Source organism: Thioalkalivibrio sp. ALMg9 (assembly GCF_000380625.1).
Lineage (GTDB): Bacteria > Pseudomonadota > Gammaproteobacteria > Ectothiorhodospirales > Ectothiorhodospiraceae > Thioalkalivibrio > Thioalkalivibrio versutus.
Window position 1 is genome coordinate 23,369 of record NZ_AQYC01000006.1, and the last position, 16,828, is coordinate 40,196.

16 protein-coding genes are annotated in these 16,828 nt (G+C 66.6%); 2 read left to right on the top strand and 14 right to left on the bottom strand.

What is annotated here, in order from left to right:
• Positions 1-61 precede the first annotated feature (61 nt).
• The gene (locus F792_RS0102170; protein WP_018168195.1) at positions 62-2,476 is read right to left on the bottom strand and encodes a Lon protease family protein; all 2,415 of its coding nucleotides are present in this window, start codon (positions 2,474-2,476) and stop codon (positions 62-64) included.
• Positions 2,477-2,673: 197 nt separating this feature from the next.
• On the opposite strand from F792_RS0102170, the gene F792_RS0102175 reads away from it, so the two are divergent.
• On the top strand, positions 2,674-3,231 hold the full coding sequence (locus F792_RS0102175) for a zinc ribbon-containing protein (RefSeq protein ID WP_018168196.1): 558 nt from the start codon (positions 2,674-2,676) through the stop codon (positions 3,229-3,231).
• Positions 3,232-3,235: 4 nt separating this feature from the next.
• Here F792_RS0102175 and lnt read toward each other — a convergent pair whose 3' ends face one another.
• The 7 genes from lnt to F792_RS0102210 all read right to left on the bottom strand — a co-directional run bounded on the left by lnt (position 3,236) and on the right by F792_RS0102210 (position 10,570).
• Positions 3,236-4,726, bottom strand: a complete 1,491-nt coding sequence (gene lnt / locus F792_RS0102180; RefSeq protein ID WP_018168197.1) for an apolipoprotein N-acyltransferase — start codon at positions 4,724-4,726, stop codon at positions 3,236-3,238.
• Between the two features lie 5 nt (positions 4,727-4,731).
• Positions 4,732-5,664 carry an HlyC/CorC family transporter gene (locus F792_RS0102185; RefSeq protein ID WP_018168198.1) on the bottom strand — a complete coding sequence of 311 codons (933 nt, stop codon included), beginning with the start codon at positions 5,662-5,664 and terminating at the stop codon, positions 4,732-4,734.
• Complete coding sequence (gene ybeY / locus F792_RS0102190; RefSeq protein ID WP_018168199.1) at positions 5,657-6,172, bottom strand: rRNA maturation RNase YbeY; 516 nt, start codon at positions 6,170-6,172, stop codon at positions 5,657-5,659. The genes F792_RS0102185 and ybeY overlap by 8 nt, the downstream gene beginning before the upstream one ends.
• Entirely contained in the window at positions 6,162-7,175 is a 1,014-nt protein-coding gene (locus F792_RS0102195) for a PhoH family protein (protein ID WP_018168200.1), read from the bottom strand. Before F792_RS0102195 ends, ybeY begins: the two co-directional genes overlap by 11 nt.
• Positions 7,176-7,187: 12 nt before the next feature.
• Positions 7,188-8,540 carry a tRNA (N6-isopentenyl adenosine(37)-C2)-methylthiotransferase MiaB gene (gene miaB / locus F792_RS14090; RefSeq protein WP_018168201.1) on the bottom strand — a complete coding sequence of 451 codons (1,353 nt, stop codon included), beginning with the start codon at positions 8,538-8,540 and terminating at the stop codon, positions 7,188-7,190.
• Positions 8,541-8,585: 45 nt separating this feature from the next.
• On the bottom strand, positions 8,586-9,071 hold the full coding sequence (gene ssb, locus F792_RS0102205; RefSeq protein WP_018146435.1) for a single-stranded DNA-binding protein: 486 nt from the start codon (positions 9,069-9,071) through the stop codon (positions 8,586-8,588).
• A gap of 128 nt (positions 9,072-9,199) precedes the next feature.
• Complete coding sequence (locus F792_RS0102210; RefSeq protein WP_018168202.1) at positions 9,200-10,570, bottom strand: MFS transporter; 1,371 nt, start codon at positions 10,568-10,570, stop codon at positions 9,200-9,202.
• Positions 10,571-10,762: 192 nt separating this feature from the next.
• Between F792_RS0102210 and uvrA the strand changes: the two genes are divergently transcribed.
• Positions 10,763-13,615 (top strand): excinuclease ABC subunit UvrA, encoded by a 2,853-nt coding sequence (gene uvrA, locus F792_RS0102215; RefSeq protein WP_018168203.1) that lies wholly within the window; start codon positions 10,763-10,765, stop codon positions 13,613-13,615.
• Between the two features lie 172 nt (positions 13,616-13,787).
• Here uvrA and rplQ read toward each other — a convergent pair whose 3' ends face one another.
• The 6 genes from rplQ to rpmJ form a co-directional block, all read right to left on the bottom strand.
• Positions 13,788-14,177 (bottom strand): 50S ribosomal protein L17, encoded by a 390-nt coding sequence (rplQ, locus tag F792_RS0102220; RefSeq protein ID WP_018146438.1) that lies wholly within the window; start codon positions 14,175-14,177, stop codon positions 13,788-13,790.
• 42 nt (positions 14,178-14,219) lie between these two features.
• Positions 14,220-15,209, bottom strand: coding sequence for a DNA-directed RNA polymerase subunit alpha (rpoA, locus tag F792_RS0102225; RefSeq protein ID WP_018168204.1), 990 nt, complete (start codon positions 15,207-15,209; stop codon positions 14,220-14,222).
• Positions 15,210-15,239: 30 nt separating this feature from the next.
• The gene (gene rpsD, locus F792_RS0102230; RefSeq protein ID WP_018146440.1) at positions 15,240-15,860 is read right to left on the bottom strand and encodes a 30S ribosomal protein S4; all 621 of its coding nucleotides are present in this window, start codon (positions 15,858-15,860) and stop codon (positions 15,240-15,242) included.
• Positions 15,861-15,875: 15 nt separating this feature from the next.
• Positions 15,876-16,265, bottom strand: coding sequence for a 30S ribosomal protein S11 (gene rpsK, locus F792_RS0102235; RefSeq protein WP_017941093.1), 390 nt, complete (start codon positions 16,263-16,265; stop codon positions 15,876-15,878).
• 21 nt (positions 16,266-16,286) lie between these two features.
• Positions 16,287-16,643 carry a 30S ribosomal protein S13 gene (rpsM, locus tag F792_RS0102240; protein ID WP_018139891.1) on the bottom strand — a complete coding sequence of 119 codons (357 nt, stop codon included), beginning with the start codon at positions 16,641-16,643 and terminating at the stop codon, positions 16,287-16,289.
• Between the two features lie 66 nt (positions 16,644-16,709).
• On the bottom strand, positions 16,710-16,823 hold the full coding sequence (gene rpmJ, locus F792_RS14420) for a 50S ribosomal protein L36 (RefSeq protein WP_077277041.1): 114 nt from the start codon (positions 16,821-16,823) through the stop codon (positions 16,710-16,712).
• Positions 16,824-16,828: the final 5 nt, after the last annotated feature.

Below are 16,828 nucleotides of genomic sequence, written 5' to 3' on the forward strand. Positions count from 1 at the left end.
ACCTCGCGCTCCATCTCGGGTCGGCGGACGGAAGCTCCGGGGGACACCAATTGATGCCCCCTCAGGCATCCTCCCCGGAGGGGCCGCCCGGCGTGGCTTCCGCATCGTCATCGCGGGACCCGCGCCGATGGCTCAAACGCGCAAACGCCGCCAGGCGATCGGCGACCACGCGGTTGAAGCTGCCCGCCGGGAACCCCCCCCACGCGCCGCGTTCACCCGCCGTCATCCCGGTCAGGAGCTCGATGGCCTCGTCCACCGTGGCTACGGGGTAGACATGGAATCGTCCCTCCGCGATCGCCTCGCGGACGTCGTGGCGCAGCATCAGGTTCTCGACATTACTCCCCGGCAACAGCACACCGTGACCATCCAGTTCGCCGGCCTCGCGACAGACGTCGAAGAAGCCCTCGATCTTCTCGTTGACCCCACCCACGGCCTGGACCTCGCCATGCTGGTTGAGCGAGCCGGTAACCGCCAGCGACTGGCGCAACGGGATCCGCGCGATCGCCGACAACAACGCGCAGGTCTCGGCCACCGAGGCGGAATCCCCCTCGATGTCGCCATACGACTGCTCGAAGGCCAGGCTGGCGGACAGCGAGAGCTCGCTGTCCTCGGCATAGTGGCTGGCGATGAACCGGGACAGGATCATCACCGCCTTGCTGTGCACCGGGCCACCCAGCTTGGCCTCGCGTTCGATGTCGACCACATGGCCCTTGCCCGAGCGCGCGGTCGCGGTGATCCGGATTGGCCGCCCGAACATCGCGTCGCCCAGCTGCAGCAGCGACAGCCCGTTGACCTGGGCAATCTGCGCCCCGCTGGTGGCGATCAGCACCACCCCGCGACGGATCTGCTCCAGGCTGCGGCGCTGTAGCCGCGCACCGCGCTCCTGGCGTTCCCGGATGGCCTGTTCGACATGCCCGGCGCCGACGACGTCCGCGCCGGCCTTCCTCGCCCAGTGGTCGGCCTCCAGCAGCAGGTCGCGCAGGGTGCGATCGTGGGCCGACAGCTTGCACTGGTCGCCGGCCAGACGGCTGGCATGCTCGATCACGCGCGCCACCGCCTCGCGGTTCAGCGGCCGTAGTTCGACACGCCGCGCCATCGTGGCCAGCATGCGCGCATACAGCACATGACTGGCGTCGCTGCGGTCCAAGTCGTCCTCGAAGTCGGCCTCGACCTTGAACAACTCAAGGAAGTCCGGATCGAACGCGGACAGCAGGTAGTACAACAGGCGATCACCGATCAGCACCACCTTCGGGGTCACCGGAATGGGATCCGGCTCCAGCCCCACCGCACTCACCAGCCCGAACAGGCGCTCCAGGGACTCGATGCGGATCTCGCCGGAAAACAGGACCCGTTTGAGGCTCTCCCAGGCCAGCGGCTGCGTCAGCACACGCCGGGCATCCACGATCAGATAACCGCCACTGGCCCGGTGCAGGGCCCCGGCGCGCACCAGCGAGAAATCGGTAACCAGGGCCCCCTCGTGCACCTGGTGCTCGATCAGGCCGGTCAAGTGCTGATGATTCGGCAGGTCCTCGTAGATCACCGGGGCGCCCCGCGTGTCCGCGTGATCCACCAGCAGGTTGATCCGAAACCGTTCCAGCAGCCCCTCGGGCGGGGCATGGCTACGGCCGCCGCGAAACGCCTCCGCGTGTCTCACCACCTCGTCGAGGATCGCCTCCAGATGCTCGACCACCGCCGGCCGGTGCGACCATTTCTCCTTCAACTCGTGGATCGGACCGCCCAGGGCCCATTGCAGCATCTCCGCATTCAGGGCCCGAATCTTCTCCTGCAGCTCCTTGCGCAGGCGAGGCACCTGGTGCATGACCTGCTGCAACTTCTCCTGCAGCTCCTCGACCTTCTCGTCGATGCGCCCGCGTTCCTCCTCGGACAGTGCGTCGTATTCCTCCGGCTTGAGGATCTCCCCATCGCGCATCGGCGCGAACGAGAAGGTGTGTGGCGCGCTGATCAGGGCAATGTCGTGCGCCTCGGCCTCTTCCTGCACCTTGCGCGCGCCCTCGGTCTGGGCCTCTTCAGACGCCTCCTTCAGCTCCTGCAGGCGCCGCTGGTATTCCTCGCTCTCGAACGCGGCCGGGATACTGGCATGCAGGTCTTCGATCAGACGGTCCAGGTCCGCCTGAAGGGTCCGGCCCTCGCCGGCCGCCAGCCGAATGGCCCGCGGACACTCCGGCTGGTCAAAGTTGAACACGTAGCCCCAGTCCGGCGGGGCAGACTCGTCGGCCGCGCGGCGCTCCAGAAAGCGTCGCACCAGGTCGTGCCGCCCGCTGCCTGCCGGCCCCAGCACGAACAGGTTGAAACCATTGCCACGCATCGACGCACCGAATTCGAGCGCACGCAGCACGCGTTCCTGGCCACAGGGCAACTCGAGCGCCTCCAGCGTCTCGGTGGTCTCGAAATCCAGATGCTCTGGCGGGCACCGCTGATAGACCTGCTCCGCGGTCAGGGATGCGGGTCGCGTCATATCCGTCTCCACTGTTGTTAGCCCCTACCTTGCGGGAGATGCAGCTCAATATGCACCCCCTGATTGCCGGTAACCAACGAAACCCGCTCCCGTGACGCTGGTGCGGCCCGGCCATCGTGCTACCTTGGACGCATTGACCATCCGAAACGTCCCCGAGCGGGACACACAGCCACATATCGATCAGCGAGGAGCAGCGCATGAGCGACAAACCCAGGGATACGGCCCCGGAACACGACCAGGAACGCGAGCACCGGTTGAGCGATGCCTACCACCGCATGCTGAACGAGGTCACCGAGGATCTCGAAAAGCTGGAGGACAAGACCAGCAAGGCGATCACCGAGGCTCTGGAGAACGCCCGCGACCGCGTGCAGAAGGCCAGTGACCTGACCCGCGAAGAGGCTCACGAGGTGATGGACTACCTGCGCCGCGACCTGCAGGATCTGGGCGCCTACCTCGACAACCGCAGCTCCGACTGGCGTGGCTGGCTACAGATCGATCTGGGTCTGATCGAGGCCAGCATCAAGAACGCCCTGGAACGCATCGCGGACCGCACCCGGATCGAGATCACCGAACTGACCGCGCGCGCCCAGGTGATGGGCGAGTGGCACACCGGCGAGATCACCGGCCCCGGCGAACTGCTCTGCAAGCAATGCGGCCATCCCGTGCACATGACGAAGGTCGGCCGCATCCCGCCGTGCTCCAACTGCCACAACACGACGTTCCGTCGCGGCCCCGGCGGGACCGAGGCCGAATAACCCGTCAGCGTCGGCGGCGACGGCCGACCGCGGCACCGGCAACCACCAGCACCAGCGCGGCCAGCACGGCCGGCCCCGCCCCGGTGGCGGTTGCCGGCGTCACGCCGTGGCGAGGCTGCAGCGTGCCCGTGACTACCTCGCGGGTGAAGATCCCCGAACGCTCGAGTATCCGGCCATCGGCATCAATCAGGGCCGAGATGCCGGTATTGGTTGCCCGGATCATCGGGCGCCCGGTCTCCACCGCCCGTACCCGGGCAATCTGCAGATGCTGGGCCGGGGCGAGGCTGTCGCCAAACCAGGCGTCGTTGGAGACGTTGACCAGGAAGCCGGCCTCCGGCAGCGCGGCGCGGATGTGGCGCGAATATGCCGCTTCGTAGCAGATGCTGACCCCGGCGGTCTGACCGGCCACCCGCATACGCCCGTCGCCGGTGCCCGGGGAAAGGTCGGACATCGGGATCGCCAGCAACCGGTCCAGCCAGTCGAGCTGGCCGCGCAACGGGATGTACTCGCCGAAGGGGACCAGCTGGCGCTTGTTGTAGCCGGCCCCGGTGGTCACGTTGACCACCGAGTTATACACATGGCGTCCGGCCGACGCATGGTCGAAGACCCCAGTCACCAGTTCGCTGTCATGCTCCGCCAGCGACTGGGCGAGCTGCCCGAGTGGCTGCTGGACCTCGACATAGAACGCCGGGATCGCGGTCTCCGGCCAGACCACCAGGTCCACCTCACCCGCCTCGCGGGTCAGTTCCTCGTAGACCCCCAGCGAATACTCGATGCCATCGGCATCCCACTTGCGCGCCTGATCGATGTTGCCCTGGACCATGGCCACCGAGATCGTCTCGCCGCCCGGCTCCACCCAGCGCGCGAGCCCCAGCGACAACGAGGCGATCACCAGTGCCCCCACCAGGCCCGCGCCCAGCCAGCGCTGCCGGGTCAGAAACACCAGGACCAGCGCCACGGCCAGCAGGGCCACCACCAGCCCCGCCCCCAGCTCGCCGACCAGCGGCAGCCAGGGCTGTAGCGGCGTGTCGAGCACGGTGTGGCCGAACAGCAGCCAGGGGAAGCCGGAGAACAGCCAGGAACGCGCCAGCTCCATCAGCACCAGGCCACCGGCCAGCGCCAGCAAGCCGGCCGGACGCCCCAGTGGCAGGAAGCGCGCCGCCAATCCGGCCAGCAACGCCGGATAGCCCGCCAGGGCCAGTACGAATAGCACGGTAATCAGCGAGGCGACCACCAGTGGCGCCTGCCCGAACACCAACAGGCTATTGAAGATCCAGCTCACCCCCATCCCGAAGAATCCGAGGCCGAAGGCATAGCCCGTCCACGCGGCGCGGCGCGGTCGGGCACCCGGCAACAGGGCGAACCACACGGCCAGGGCCAACGGGGCGGCCAGGAACCAGCCAACCGGGGCAAAGGCCAGGGTTGCACCCGCCCCGGCCAGCAGGGCAACGAGCCCGGAGGCCCAGGGCGGCAGGCGTTCGACAAGGGTCTGCATGCCGATCAGGGGATGTGGCGGTCGTCCGGCTCCCGGGCCGGACCATCGAACGGCTGCGAGCCTTCACCGGTGGCAGCCTGCATGTCCGGCTCCGGCAGGCGCATCTCCAGCAGGTGCAGGCGCCGGTTGTCAGCGCGCAGGACGCGGAACTGCATACCATCCACGACGATCTGTTCGCCACGACGCGGGACATGCCCGAAATGCGACAGCACCAGGCCCCCGATGGTGTCGAAGTCGTCCTCGCTGTAGGCGGTCTGGAAGTAGGCGTTGAACTCCTCCATCGGGGTCAGCGCCTTGATGGTGTAACGCCCGCCGGGGTGCTGCATGATCTGGGTCAGGTAGTCCTCGACATCGTGCTCGTCCTCGATCTCGCCGACGATCTGCTCCAGAACGTCCTCGATGGTCACCAGGCCGGCCACGCCGCCATACTCGTCCACCACGATCGCCATGTGGTTGCGGCTCAGGCGAAATTCCTTCAGCAACACGTTCAGACGCTTGCTCTCCGGCACGAACACCGCCGGGCGCAGGATTTCCTGCATATCGAAGGCGGCATCGTCCGGCTCGCCAAAGAAGCGCAGCAGGTCCTTGGCCAGCAGGACGCCGACCACCTCGTCGCGGTGATCCCCCACCACCGGCAGGCGCGAATGCGCGGAAGCGACCACGTCCGGGAGGAACTCGGAGAGCCCGGCGTCGCGGCGCACCACTTCCATCTGCGCGCGCGGGATCATGATGTCGCGCACCTGCATGTCCGCGACGTTGAGCACCCCCTCCAGCATGGTCAGGGCCTCGGGATCGACCAGCTCGCGGGCGTGGGCACCGCGCAGGCACTCGATCAGCTCGTGTCGGGTCGCCGGCTCGCGGCGCGGGCGCAGGATCTCGCCGGCGCGGATCAGCCAGCGCCGCCAGATGGGTTGTTCGTCGGGTTCGGGGTCAGGCATCGGGGGCGGTTCCGGCAGGATGCGGCGACAGGACGCGGGCCGGAGGGTCGGCATCGTAGGGGTTGGGATAGCCTAACCCGGCCAGGATCGAGGACTCAATTGCCTCCATCCGCGCGGCCTCGTCCGGCGTCTGGTGATCCATGCCCTGCAGGTGCAACATCCCGTGCACCACCATGTGGTGGTAATGGGCCGCCAGCGTCTTGCCCTGTTCCGCCGCCTCGCGCGCCAGCACCGGCACGCACAGGACGACATCACCGAGATAGGCGCTCGCCTCGGGCGGCAAGCCCGGCGGCAGCGCCGGCGCCGGGAATGACAGCACATTGGTCGCGTAGTCGCGTCCCCGGAAGGTGTGATTCAGCGACTGTCCCTCCTCGGCCTCCACCAGGCGCAGAGTGACTGTGGCCGCGCCCGCCCCGCGCCAGGCGGCGCGGGCCGCCCGGTGCAAGGTGGTGGGGCCGGGCAGACCGGCACGCGGAACAGCGTATTGCACCGCGATTTCAAGCGCCATCGGCACCCCGCCCGGAACCGGGCTCCGACTCCCCAGTCGGCTTGCCAGACGCATGGTCGTGGGCCTCGTAGGCCTCGACGATGCGCTGCACCAGCGGGTGGCGCACCACGTCACCGGCCTGGAAACGGGTGATATGCACCCCCTCCACGCCCTGCAGGATCTGCATCGCGTGCTTGAGGCCCGATCCCTGCCCCCGCGGCAGGTCAACCTGGGTGATGTCGCCGTTGACCACCGCAGTGGAGCCGAAGCCGATGCGGGTCAGGAACATCTTCATCTGCTCGAGGGTGGTGTTCTGCGCCTCGTCGAGGATGATGAAGGCCTCGTTCAGGGTGCGCCCGCGCATGTAGGCCAGCGGCGCGACTTCGATCACCTGGCGTTCCATCAAGCGTGCGGTCTGATCGAAGCCCATCAGTTCGTACAGGGCGTCGTACATCGGCCGCAGGTAAGGGTCGATCTTCTGCGCCAGATCGCCGGGCAAAAAGCCCAGGCGCTCGCCGGCCTCCACCGCCGGACGCACGAGCACCAGGCGCTGCACGCGGTCCTGCTCCAGTGCGGCGACCGCGGCGGCCACCGCAAGGTAGGTCTTGCCGGTCCCGGCCGGGCCGATGCCAAAACTGAGATCGTGCCGCGCGATCGCGGACAGGTATTTCGCCTGACGCGGGCCGCGACCACGGATCACCGCGCGTTTGAGCCGCAACGCGGGATCGTCGCCCGTGCCCTCGGGCTCCGCCAGCCCCTCAACATGGGCGGTCTGCAGCGCGGTATGCACCTGCTCCAGGCTGACCGGTTCTTCCTGCGCCATCCGGTGCAGGTCGTGGATCAAGGCCCCGGCCGCCTTCACGGCACCGCCCGGCCCGGTGAGATTGAAGCGCGGCCCGCGATTGTGCACCGCCACGCCCAGGCGTGACTCGATCAGGCGCAGGTGGGCATCCAGCGGCCCGGAGATCCGCGCGAGCGTCTCCTGGTCACCAGGCTCCAGGGTGAAATCCAGACGATTGGCCATGCTTCGGTTTCCCTAGGCGCCGACGGCAGCGGGCATTGTCCGCTCCACCGTACGCCCGCGCAGGGAATGTGCCAGGGCCTCGGTAATCTCGACCGGGATCAACTGCCCGATCAGGCCGGGGTCCCCGGCGAAGTTGACGATGCGGTTGTTCGCCGTGCGCGCGGCCAGTTCGCCGGGGTTGCGCTTGGCCGGACCCTCCACCAGTACCGGCTCGATGTTGCCCACCATGGACTCGTTTCGCGCGCGGCCGTTCTGCTCGATCAGGGCCTGCAACTCGGCCAGACGGGCCTTCTTGGTCGCCATCGGCACGTCATCCGGCAGCGATGCGGCCGGGGTGCCCGGGCGCGCGCTGTAGATAAAGCTGAAGGAGAAATCAAAATGCAGCTCCTCGATCAGCTTCATCGTCGCGGCGTGGTCGGCGTCGGTCTCGCCGGGGAAGCCGACGATGAAGTCCGAGGAGAGATCCAGGTCCGGGCGCGCCTCGCGCAGGCGGCGGATCTTGGACTTGTATTCCAGGATCGTGTGGCCGCGCTTCATCTGCGCCAGGATGCGGTCGGAGCCGCTTTGCACCGGCAGGTGCAGGTGACTGACCAGCTTCGGTTCGTCGGCAAAGGCCTGGATCAGCGAATCGGAAAACTCCACCGGGTGCGAGGTAGTGAAGCGGATACGTTCGATCCCGTCGACCGCCGCGACATAGTGGATCAGCAGGGCCAGGTCCGCAGTGTCGCCGTCATCCATCGGCCCGCGGTAGGCATTCACGTTCTGCCCCAGCAGGTTGATCTCCCTGACCCCCTGCGCGGCCAGCGCGACCACCTCGGCAATCACGTCGTCGAACGGGCGGCTGATCTCGTCGCCGCGCGTATAGGGCACCACGCAGAAGCTGCAGTACTTGGAGCAGCCTTCCATCACCGAGACGAACGCACTCGGACCGTCGGCCTTCGGCTCCGGCAGGCGGTCGAATTTCTCGATCTCGGGGAAGGAGATATCCACCACCGGGGCGCGCTCACGGCGCACCGACTGGATCATCGCCGGCAGGCGATGCAGGGTCTGCGGGCCGAATACCAGATCCACGTACGGGGCCCGGGCGCGCAGGGCATCGCCCTCCTGACTGGCAACACAACCGCCCACACCGATGATCACCTCCGGCCGGCGTTCCTTGATCTGCCGCCAGCGCCCCAGTAGCGAGAAGACCTTCTCCTGCGCCTTCTCGCGAATGGAGCAGGTGTTCATCAGCAGCAGGTCGGCCTGCTCCGGATCATCGGTACGCTCCGCCCCGTGCAGCTCACGCAGTGCGTCGAGCATGCGATCGGAGTCGTACTCGTTCATCTGACAGCCGTGCGTCTGGATGTAGACCTTGCGGATCATGCTCTCGGTACTTCGCTAGTGGGTGAACAGTGACTTATGTGTTTTCTAGAAAGGGACGTCGTCGTCATCGAAGCCGCCGCCGGAGGCCGGCGCGTTGCTGCGGTTGCCGCCTTGCTGGCCACCGCCGCCGTAGGCATTGCCGCCGCCATAACCCGGGTCCTGGTCGAAACCGCCACCACCGCCGCCACTGCCACCGCGACCGCCGATCAGCTGCATCTCGTTGGCCACGACCTCGGTGCTGTAACGATCGTTACCGGATTGGTCCTGCCATTTGCGGGTCTGGATCTTGCCTTCGACATAGACCTGCGAGCCCTTGGACAGGTACTGCGCGGCGATATCCGCCAGGCGCCCGAACATCACCACCCGGTGCCATTCGGTGTTTTCGCGCTTCTCGCCGGAGTTCTTGTCGGTCCACTGCTCCGACGTCGCCAGACGCAGATTGGTGACGGTAACCCCGTTCGGGGTCTCGCGCTTTTCCGGGTCGGCCCCGAGGTTGCCGAGCAGGATGACTTTGTTGACGCCGCGGGCCATGGGGCCTCCTTGTGTCCAGCATGGAGAAACAGATTCGGTAGTGTAGCAGCCCACCCCGGCCGCGACAGTGCACCGGTCCGGGATGTGGACAGATTCGCGCGGCCAGTCGGGGAGGCATTGCGCGCGTTCTACGCGCCTGGCTTGCGCGCCAACCAGGCTGTCAGCTCGGGGGTGTCCGGGCCTCCTGGCTCCACCTTCAGGTACAAGGAACCGGCATCCGGTGACAGGTCCGCCTCGTGCACGCCGGGCCATGCGGCAAGCGCCCGCAGCAGTTCCGCGTCACGACCGGACCAGTGGTCGGGTACCGCGACCACCCGGTTCGACCGGTAGCGCGGATGCATCCCGCGGGCGATCCACCACCAGGCCAGCAGCAACGGCACCCCGGCAAGGAACACCCCGACCGGCCCGACCAGTGTCAGCAGGACACCTCCCAGCACGCCGCCGGCGAAGATCCCAAGGAACTGCGCGGTGGCAAAGCCGCCCATCGCCGTGCCCTTGTGGGCGACCGGCGCCACGCGCGCAACCAGCGACGGCAGTCCCGCCTCAAGCAGGTTGAAGGCGGCAAAGAACAGGACCATCAGCGCCGCCAGCGTCCACAGACCGCCGCCGTCGAGCACCAGCAGGGCCAGCAGGATCTGCACCCCGGCCAGCAGGGCGATCGCCCCGCGCAGCACGCTGTGCACGCGCCGGCGGCGCTCGCCGAAGATGATCCCCGGGAGCATCAGCGCGAACCCCGCCAGCAGCACCGGCACATAGAACTTCCAGTGGCTGGCACCCGCTAGCCCGAGCGTCTCCACCAGCAGCACCGGGATAACCAGAAAGTTCGCGGCCAGGACCAGGTGCAGCACGAAGATGCCGAGGTTCAGGCGCAACAGGTCCGGGGCGCGCAGCACGCGGGGCAGTGCCGACCAGACCGGCACCATGTCCGGGTGTGCCCGCGCCCGTGCCGGGGTTGGCACCCAAAGGAACAGGATCACGATCGCAACCAGCCCGAGCAATGCCGACAGGCCGAAGATCCCGGACAATCCCGCCGCCTGGTCCACCACCGGGCCCAGGGCCATCGCTGCGGTGAAGGTCAGGCCGATGGTCAGCCCGATCACGGCGAGGGCCCGCATACGCCGTTCCTCGCCGACCAGGTCCGCTGTCAGGGCCAGGATCACCGCTGCCACCGCACCCGCCCCCTGCAGGGCACGCCCGAGGATGATGCCGTGGATGGTCTCGGCGACCGCGGCGAGCACACTGCCAGCAACGAACAGCAACAGCCCGGCGAGGATCAGCGGCTTGCGGCCGACCCGGTCCGACAAGAGACCGAACGGGATCTGCAGCACGGCCTGGGTGAGTCCGTAGATCCCGAGCGCCAGGCCCATCAGCAGCGGGGTTGCGCCGGGGATACGGTCGGCATGCAGCATGAACACCGGCAGGACCATGAACAGGCCGGCCATGCGCACGCCATAAATCGCCGCCAGCCCAGTGGTGGCGCGCAGCTCGCGGGGATTCATGGCGTCCGGGACCGACGCAGGCAAGAAGAACTCTTCATGTCCGGGGAGTTTACCGGCAAGCGCGGCGGGGAAACCATGGCGAGCGCGGCCCGGGTGTTACCATGGATGGTTTGCGGCGCCCCAATGGAAACACTGATCCGTGTTTTCGCTAGCGCGCCGCGCGACGTAACCCAGTGGAGTCGATCCAGCCCCATGGACAGCATCAGCATTCGCGGCGCCCGCACCCATAACCTGAAGAACGTGGACCTCGACCTGCCGCGCGAACGGCTGATCGTGATTACCGGCGTTTCCGGTTCGGGCAAATCCTCGCTGGCCTTCGACACCCTGTTCGCCGAGGGCCAGCGCCGCTACGTGGAGAGCCTGTCGACCTACGCCCGGCAGTTCCTGTCGATGATGGAAAAGCCCGACGTCGACCAGATCGAGGGTCTGTCGCCGGCGATCTCCATCGAGCAGAAGAGTACCTCGCACAACCCGCGCTCCACCGTCGGGACCATCACCGAGATCTACGACTACCTGCGCCTGCTGTTCGCGCGCGCCGGCGAGCCGCGCTGCCCGGAACACGGCGAGACCCTGGCCGCCCAGACCATCTCGCAGATGGTCGACCAGGTACTCGATCTGCCAGAGGGCGACAAGGTCATGCTGTTGTCGCCGGTGGTCCGCGGCCGCAAGGGCGAACACCACAAGATGCTCGAGGCGATGCGCTCCCAGGGCTACCTGCGCGCGCGTATCAATGGCGAGATCCACGACCTCGACGCCCTGCCGGCGCTGGACCCCAAGCGCAAGCACAACATCGAGATCGTGATCGACCGCTTCCGCGTGCGCGAGGACCTGCGCCAGCGCCTGGCCGAGTCCTTCGAAACCGCCACCGAACTGGCCGATGGCCTGGCGCTGATCGCGTGGATGGACGAGCCGGAACGCGAGCCGATGATCTTCTCGGCGCGCTACGCCTGTCCGATTTGCGGCTATGCCCTGCGCGAGCTGGAGCCCCGGCTGTTCTCGTTCAACAACCCGGCAGGCGCCTGCCCCACCTGCGACGGCCTCGGTGTGCACCAGTTCTTCGACCCCGAACGGGTCGTGTCGCAGCCCGAGCTAAGCCTTGGTGGCGGGGCCGTACGGGGCTGGGATCGGCGCAACGCCTGGTACTTCAGCCTACTGACCAGTCTCGCCCGGCATTACGACTTCGACGTGGAGGCCCCCTGGCAGGAATTGCCGGCCGAGGTCCGCGCGGTGGTCCTGCATGGTTCGGGCACGGAGAAGGTCAAGCTGTCGACCCCGGCCGCCAACGGCCAACTGCGCACCGACGAACGCGTGTTCGAGGGTGTGATCCCGAACCTGGAGCGGCGCTACCGCGAGACCGACTCCGCGGCAGTGCGCGAGGAACTGGGCCGCTACCAGGCGGAACAGCCCTGCCCCGACTGCCACGGCACGCGCCTCAACTCGGCGGCGCGCAACGTCTTTGTCAGCGACATGACCCTGCCCGAGGTCACGCACATGAGCGTGGCCAACGCGCAGGCCTTTTTCGACGACCTCCGCCTGCCGGGACGCTTCGCCCAGATCGCCGAGAAGATCGTGCGCGAGATCTCCGCGCGCCTGGGGTTCCTCAACGATGTCGGCCTCGACTACCTGACCCTGGACCGCTCCGCCGACACGCTTTCCGGCGGCGAGGCCCAGCGTATCCGCCTCGCCTCGCAGATCGGCTCGGCCCTGGTCGGGGTGATGTACATCCTCGACGAGCCATCAATCGGACTGCACCAGCGCGACAACGCACGCCTGCTGAAGACCCTGAGCCACCTGCGCGACCTCGGCAACACCGTCATCGTGGTGGAGCATGACGAGGATGCCATCCGCCAAGCCGATTATGTGGTGGACATCGGCCCCGGCGCGGGTCGCCACGGCGGCCACATTGTGGCGTCGGGCACCCCGGAGGCGGTCGCGAATCATCCCGATTCCCTCACCGGCGCATACCTGCGCGGCACCCGCTGCATCCCGGTGCCGGACCAGCGGACCCAGCCCGACCCGGAGCGCGAGATCCGCGTAATCGGCGCGCGTGGCAACAACCTGAAGGGCGGTGATTTCGCCTTCCCCACCGGGCTGTTCACCTGCGTGACCGGGGTCTCGGGCTCCGGCAAGTCCACCCTGGTCAACAACACCCTGTACCCGGCCGTCGCCACCGCCCTCCATGGCGGGCGCCACCACATCGAGGACCACGACCGCATCGACGGGATGGAGTTGATCGACAAAGTGGTCGACATCGACCAGAGCCCGATCGGGCGTACCCCGCGCTCCAACCCGGCCACCTATACCGGCCTGTTTACGCCCATACGCGAACTGTTTGCCGCAACCGGCGAGGCCCGCTCGCGCGGCTACAAGCCCGGGCGCTTCTCGTTCAACGTCCGTGGCGGGCGCTGCGAGGCCTGCCAGGGCGATGGCGTGATCAAGGTGGAAATGCACTTCCTCCCGGACGTCTTCGTCCCCTGCGACGTCTGCAAGGGGCATCGCTATAACCGCGAGACCCTGGACGTGCGCTACAAGGGCAAGAATATCCACGAAGTCCTGGAGATGACCGTCGAAGAGGCCCTCGACTTCTTCCAGCCGGTACCGGTGATCCACCGCAAGCTCGAGATGCTGATGGAGGTGGGCCTGTCCTACATCCAGCTGGGACAGAATGCCACCACCCTTTCCGGTGGCGAGGCCCAGCGCATCAAGCTCGCCCGGGAGCTCTCCAAGCGCGATACCGGTCGTACGCTCTACATCCTCGACGAGCCGACCACCGGCCTGCATTTCGAGGATATCGCCCAGCTCCTGCGCGTGCTCCACCGCCTCCGCGACCATGGCAATACCATCGTCGTGATCGAGCACAACCTCGACGTCATCAAGACCGCCGACTGGCTGATCGATATCGGCCCCGAAGGCGGCAGCGGCGGCGGTGAACTCCTCGTGGCAGGCGCCCCCGAAGCGGTGGCCGCCACCGCCCACAGCCACACCGGGCAGTTCCTTGCACCGCTGCTCCCCGCCGCAAGCTCTTCCCACGCCGCCAACGGTTAACGACCCGCGGCCTTTTCCATCTCCACGGGCTGCGCGCCTGCGCACCGTCCCCACAGACCGCGCTTCCCTCTCTCTTTCTAAATTCGCGGTTACCCAGACGCAAGAAAGCCGGCGCAAGGCCGGCTTTCCGAGCGCCCAACCTGCGAGCGCGATTTCCTCTGGCGACGGACCCTCAGGCGGCTTCGCCTTCTCCGGCATCCAGTTCCGGACGATCCACGAGTTCAACGTAGGCCATCGGGGCATTATCACCCGCGCGGTTGCCGCACTTCAGGATCCGCAGGTAGCCACCGGGCCGCGCCTGGTAGCGCGGACCCAGTTCGGCGAACAGCTTGCCCACAATCTCCTTGTCACGAAGACGGGCAAACGCCAGCCGACGACCGTGAACGCTGTCTTCCTTGGCCAGCGTGATCAGCGGTTCGGCGACGCGACGCAGCTCTTTCGCCTTGGGCAGCGTGGTCTTGATCAGTTCGTGCCGGAACAGGGCCACGGACATGGCCTGAAACGTGGCCTTGCGGTGCGAGCTGTTGCGGCCCAGCTGACGGCCGGAATGACGATGACGCATGAGAGGCTTCCTCTAAAAAACGATGGGCGCGGGGCGCCGTGATTACTCGTTGTCGTCGCGCAGACCCGGCGGCGGCCAGTTCTCGAGACGCATGCCGAGCGACAGCCCGTGGGTCGCCAGCGTGTCCTTGATTTCAGTCAGCGATTTCTTACCAAGGTTCGGCGCACGCAGCAGCTCGACCTCGGTGCGCTGGACGAGATCCCCAATGTAGTACAGGTTCTCGGCCTTCAGGCAGTTGGCCGAACGCACCGTCAGTTCCAGCTCGTCCACCGGACGCAGCAGCACCGGGTCGATCGCGCCACCCACGGCACCCGCCACTTCGGCCGACTCTTCTTGCAAGTCCACGAACGGCGCCAGCTGGCCCTGAAGGATCGTCGCGGCTTGACGCACGGCGTCATCCGGGGCGATCGCACCATTGGTTTCGAGCTCGAGCACCAGGCGATCCATATCGGTCCGCTGGGCCAGACGCGCGCTTTCGACGCGATAGGACACGCGGCGAATCGGGCTGAAGCTGGCGTCCAGCAACAGTCGACCAATACCCGTGTCATCCCCACCCTCGGCTTGCCGACGCGTGCTGACGGGTTCGTACCCGCGACCCGCGCGCGCCGTCAGAGTGATGTCCAGATCCACGTTCTTGGTGATCGTCGCGATCACGTGTTCCGGGTTCACCACCTCGACGTCATGGTCGACCTGAATGTCGCCGGCCGTCACCACGCTCGGACCCTTCTTCCTCAGGGTCAGCGTGGACTCGTCGCGGCTGTGCATACGCAGCGCAACACCCTTCAGGTTCAGCAGGATGTCGACGACATCTTCCTGTACCCCTTCGATGGTGGTGTACTCGTGCAGCACGCCTTCAATCCGGGCCTCGACAATGGCGGCACCCGGGATGGACGACAGCAACACACGTCGCAGGGCATTGCCCAGGGTGTGGCCGAAGCCGCGTTCCAGCGGCTCGAGGGCGACCTTGGCCTGATTCCGATTCTCGGCCTCGACCTCGATCTGCTGTTTCTTGACCAGTTCGTTCGACTGCATTGTGACTCCTGGCGCCAGGCCGAAAAACGATTACTTCGAGTACAGCTCGACGACGAGCGACTCGTTGATGTCCGCAGGCAGATCGGAACGATCCGGGATCGCCTTGAACGTACCCTCGAACTTGCTGGTGTCCACTTCGATCCAGCTCGGGAACCCGGTCTGCTCGGCCAGCGTCATCGAGTCCTGGATGCGCACCTGCTTGCGCGCCTTCTCCCGGACCGTAACCACGTCGGACGGCTGCACCTGGTAGGCCGCGATGTTGACCACCTGGCCGTTCACCTGGATCGCTCGATGCGCAACCAGCTGGCGCGCTTCGGAGCGGGTGGAGCCGAAGCCCATGCGGTACACCACGTTATCCAGACGACCTTCCAGCAGCTTCAGCAGGTTCTCACCCGTCGAGCCCTTGCGCTGAGCGGCCTTCTTGTAATAGTTGCGGAACTGCTTTTCCAGCACGCCGTAGATGCGGCGAAGCTTCTGCTTCTCGCGCAGCTGCACGGCGTAGTCCGACAGGCGAGTACGGCGTTCACCGTGCTGACCCGGCGGCTTGTCGAGCTTGCACTTTGTTTCCAGCGCACGGACCCCACTCTTCAGGCCCAGGTCCACGCCTTCACGGCGACTCAACTTGCATTTCGGTCCAATGTAACGAGCCATTCTTCAACTCCAGCCTTAAACGCGGCGTTTCTTGGGCGGCCGGCAGCCGTTGTGAGGGATCGGGGTTACATCACTGATATTCGTGATCTTGAACCCGGCATTGTTCAGCGCACGTACCGCCGACTCGCGACCCGGACCCGGGCCCCGCACCATCACGTCGAGATTCTTCACGCCGTGTTCGGCCGCAGTCGTCCCGGCGCGCTCGGCCGCGATCTGCGCGGCGAACGGCGTCGACTTGCGGGAACCACGGAAGCCCGAACCACCGGAGGTGGCCCAGCTGATCGTGTTCCCCTGCCGGTCGGTGATCGTGATGATCGTGTTGTTGAACGTGGCGTACACATGAGCCACGCCCTCGGCGATGTTTTTGCGGACCTTTTTCTTGGTCCGTGTTTGCGCTTGTGCCATGTACCTGAGATCCCAGTCTGATTACTTGCGAATCGGGCGACGCGGGCCCTTTCGGGTGCGTGCATTCGTCTGCGTCTGCTGACCGCGCAGCGGCAGGCCGCGACGGTGGCGCACGCCACGGTAGCAGCCCAGATCCATCAATCGCTTGATGTTCATGCTGACTTCCCGGCGCAGATCCCCTTCCACGGGGATCTTGTCGATCTGGGCGCGCAGAGCATCCACTTCGGCATCCGTCAGATCCCGCACCTTGATGTCCCGACGCACACCCGCCCCATCGCAGATCAGGCCGGCCCGAGTCGGGCCAATGCCATAGATCGCGGTCAGCGCGATTACCGTGTGCTTCTGGTCAGGAATATTGATTCCAGCGACGCGAGCCATCCAACTTCTCCATCAAAATCCGGCAAAGCCGGCTATAGTAGCAATGATTATGCGTTACGCCAAGCTTCAGCCCTGACGCTGCTTGTGGCGGGCGTCGGAACAGATCACCCGGACCACGCCATTACGCCGAATGACTTTGCAGTTCCGGCACATCGGCTTTACAGATGCACGTACCTTCATGGTCT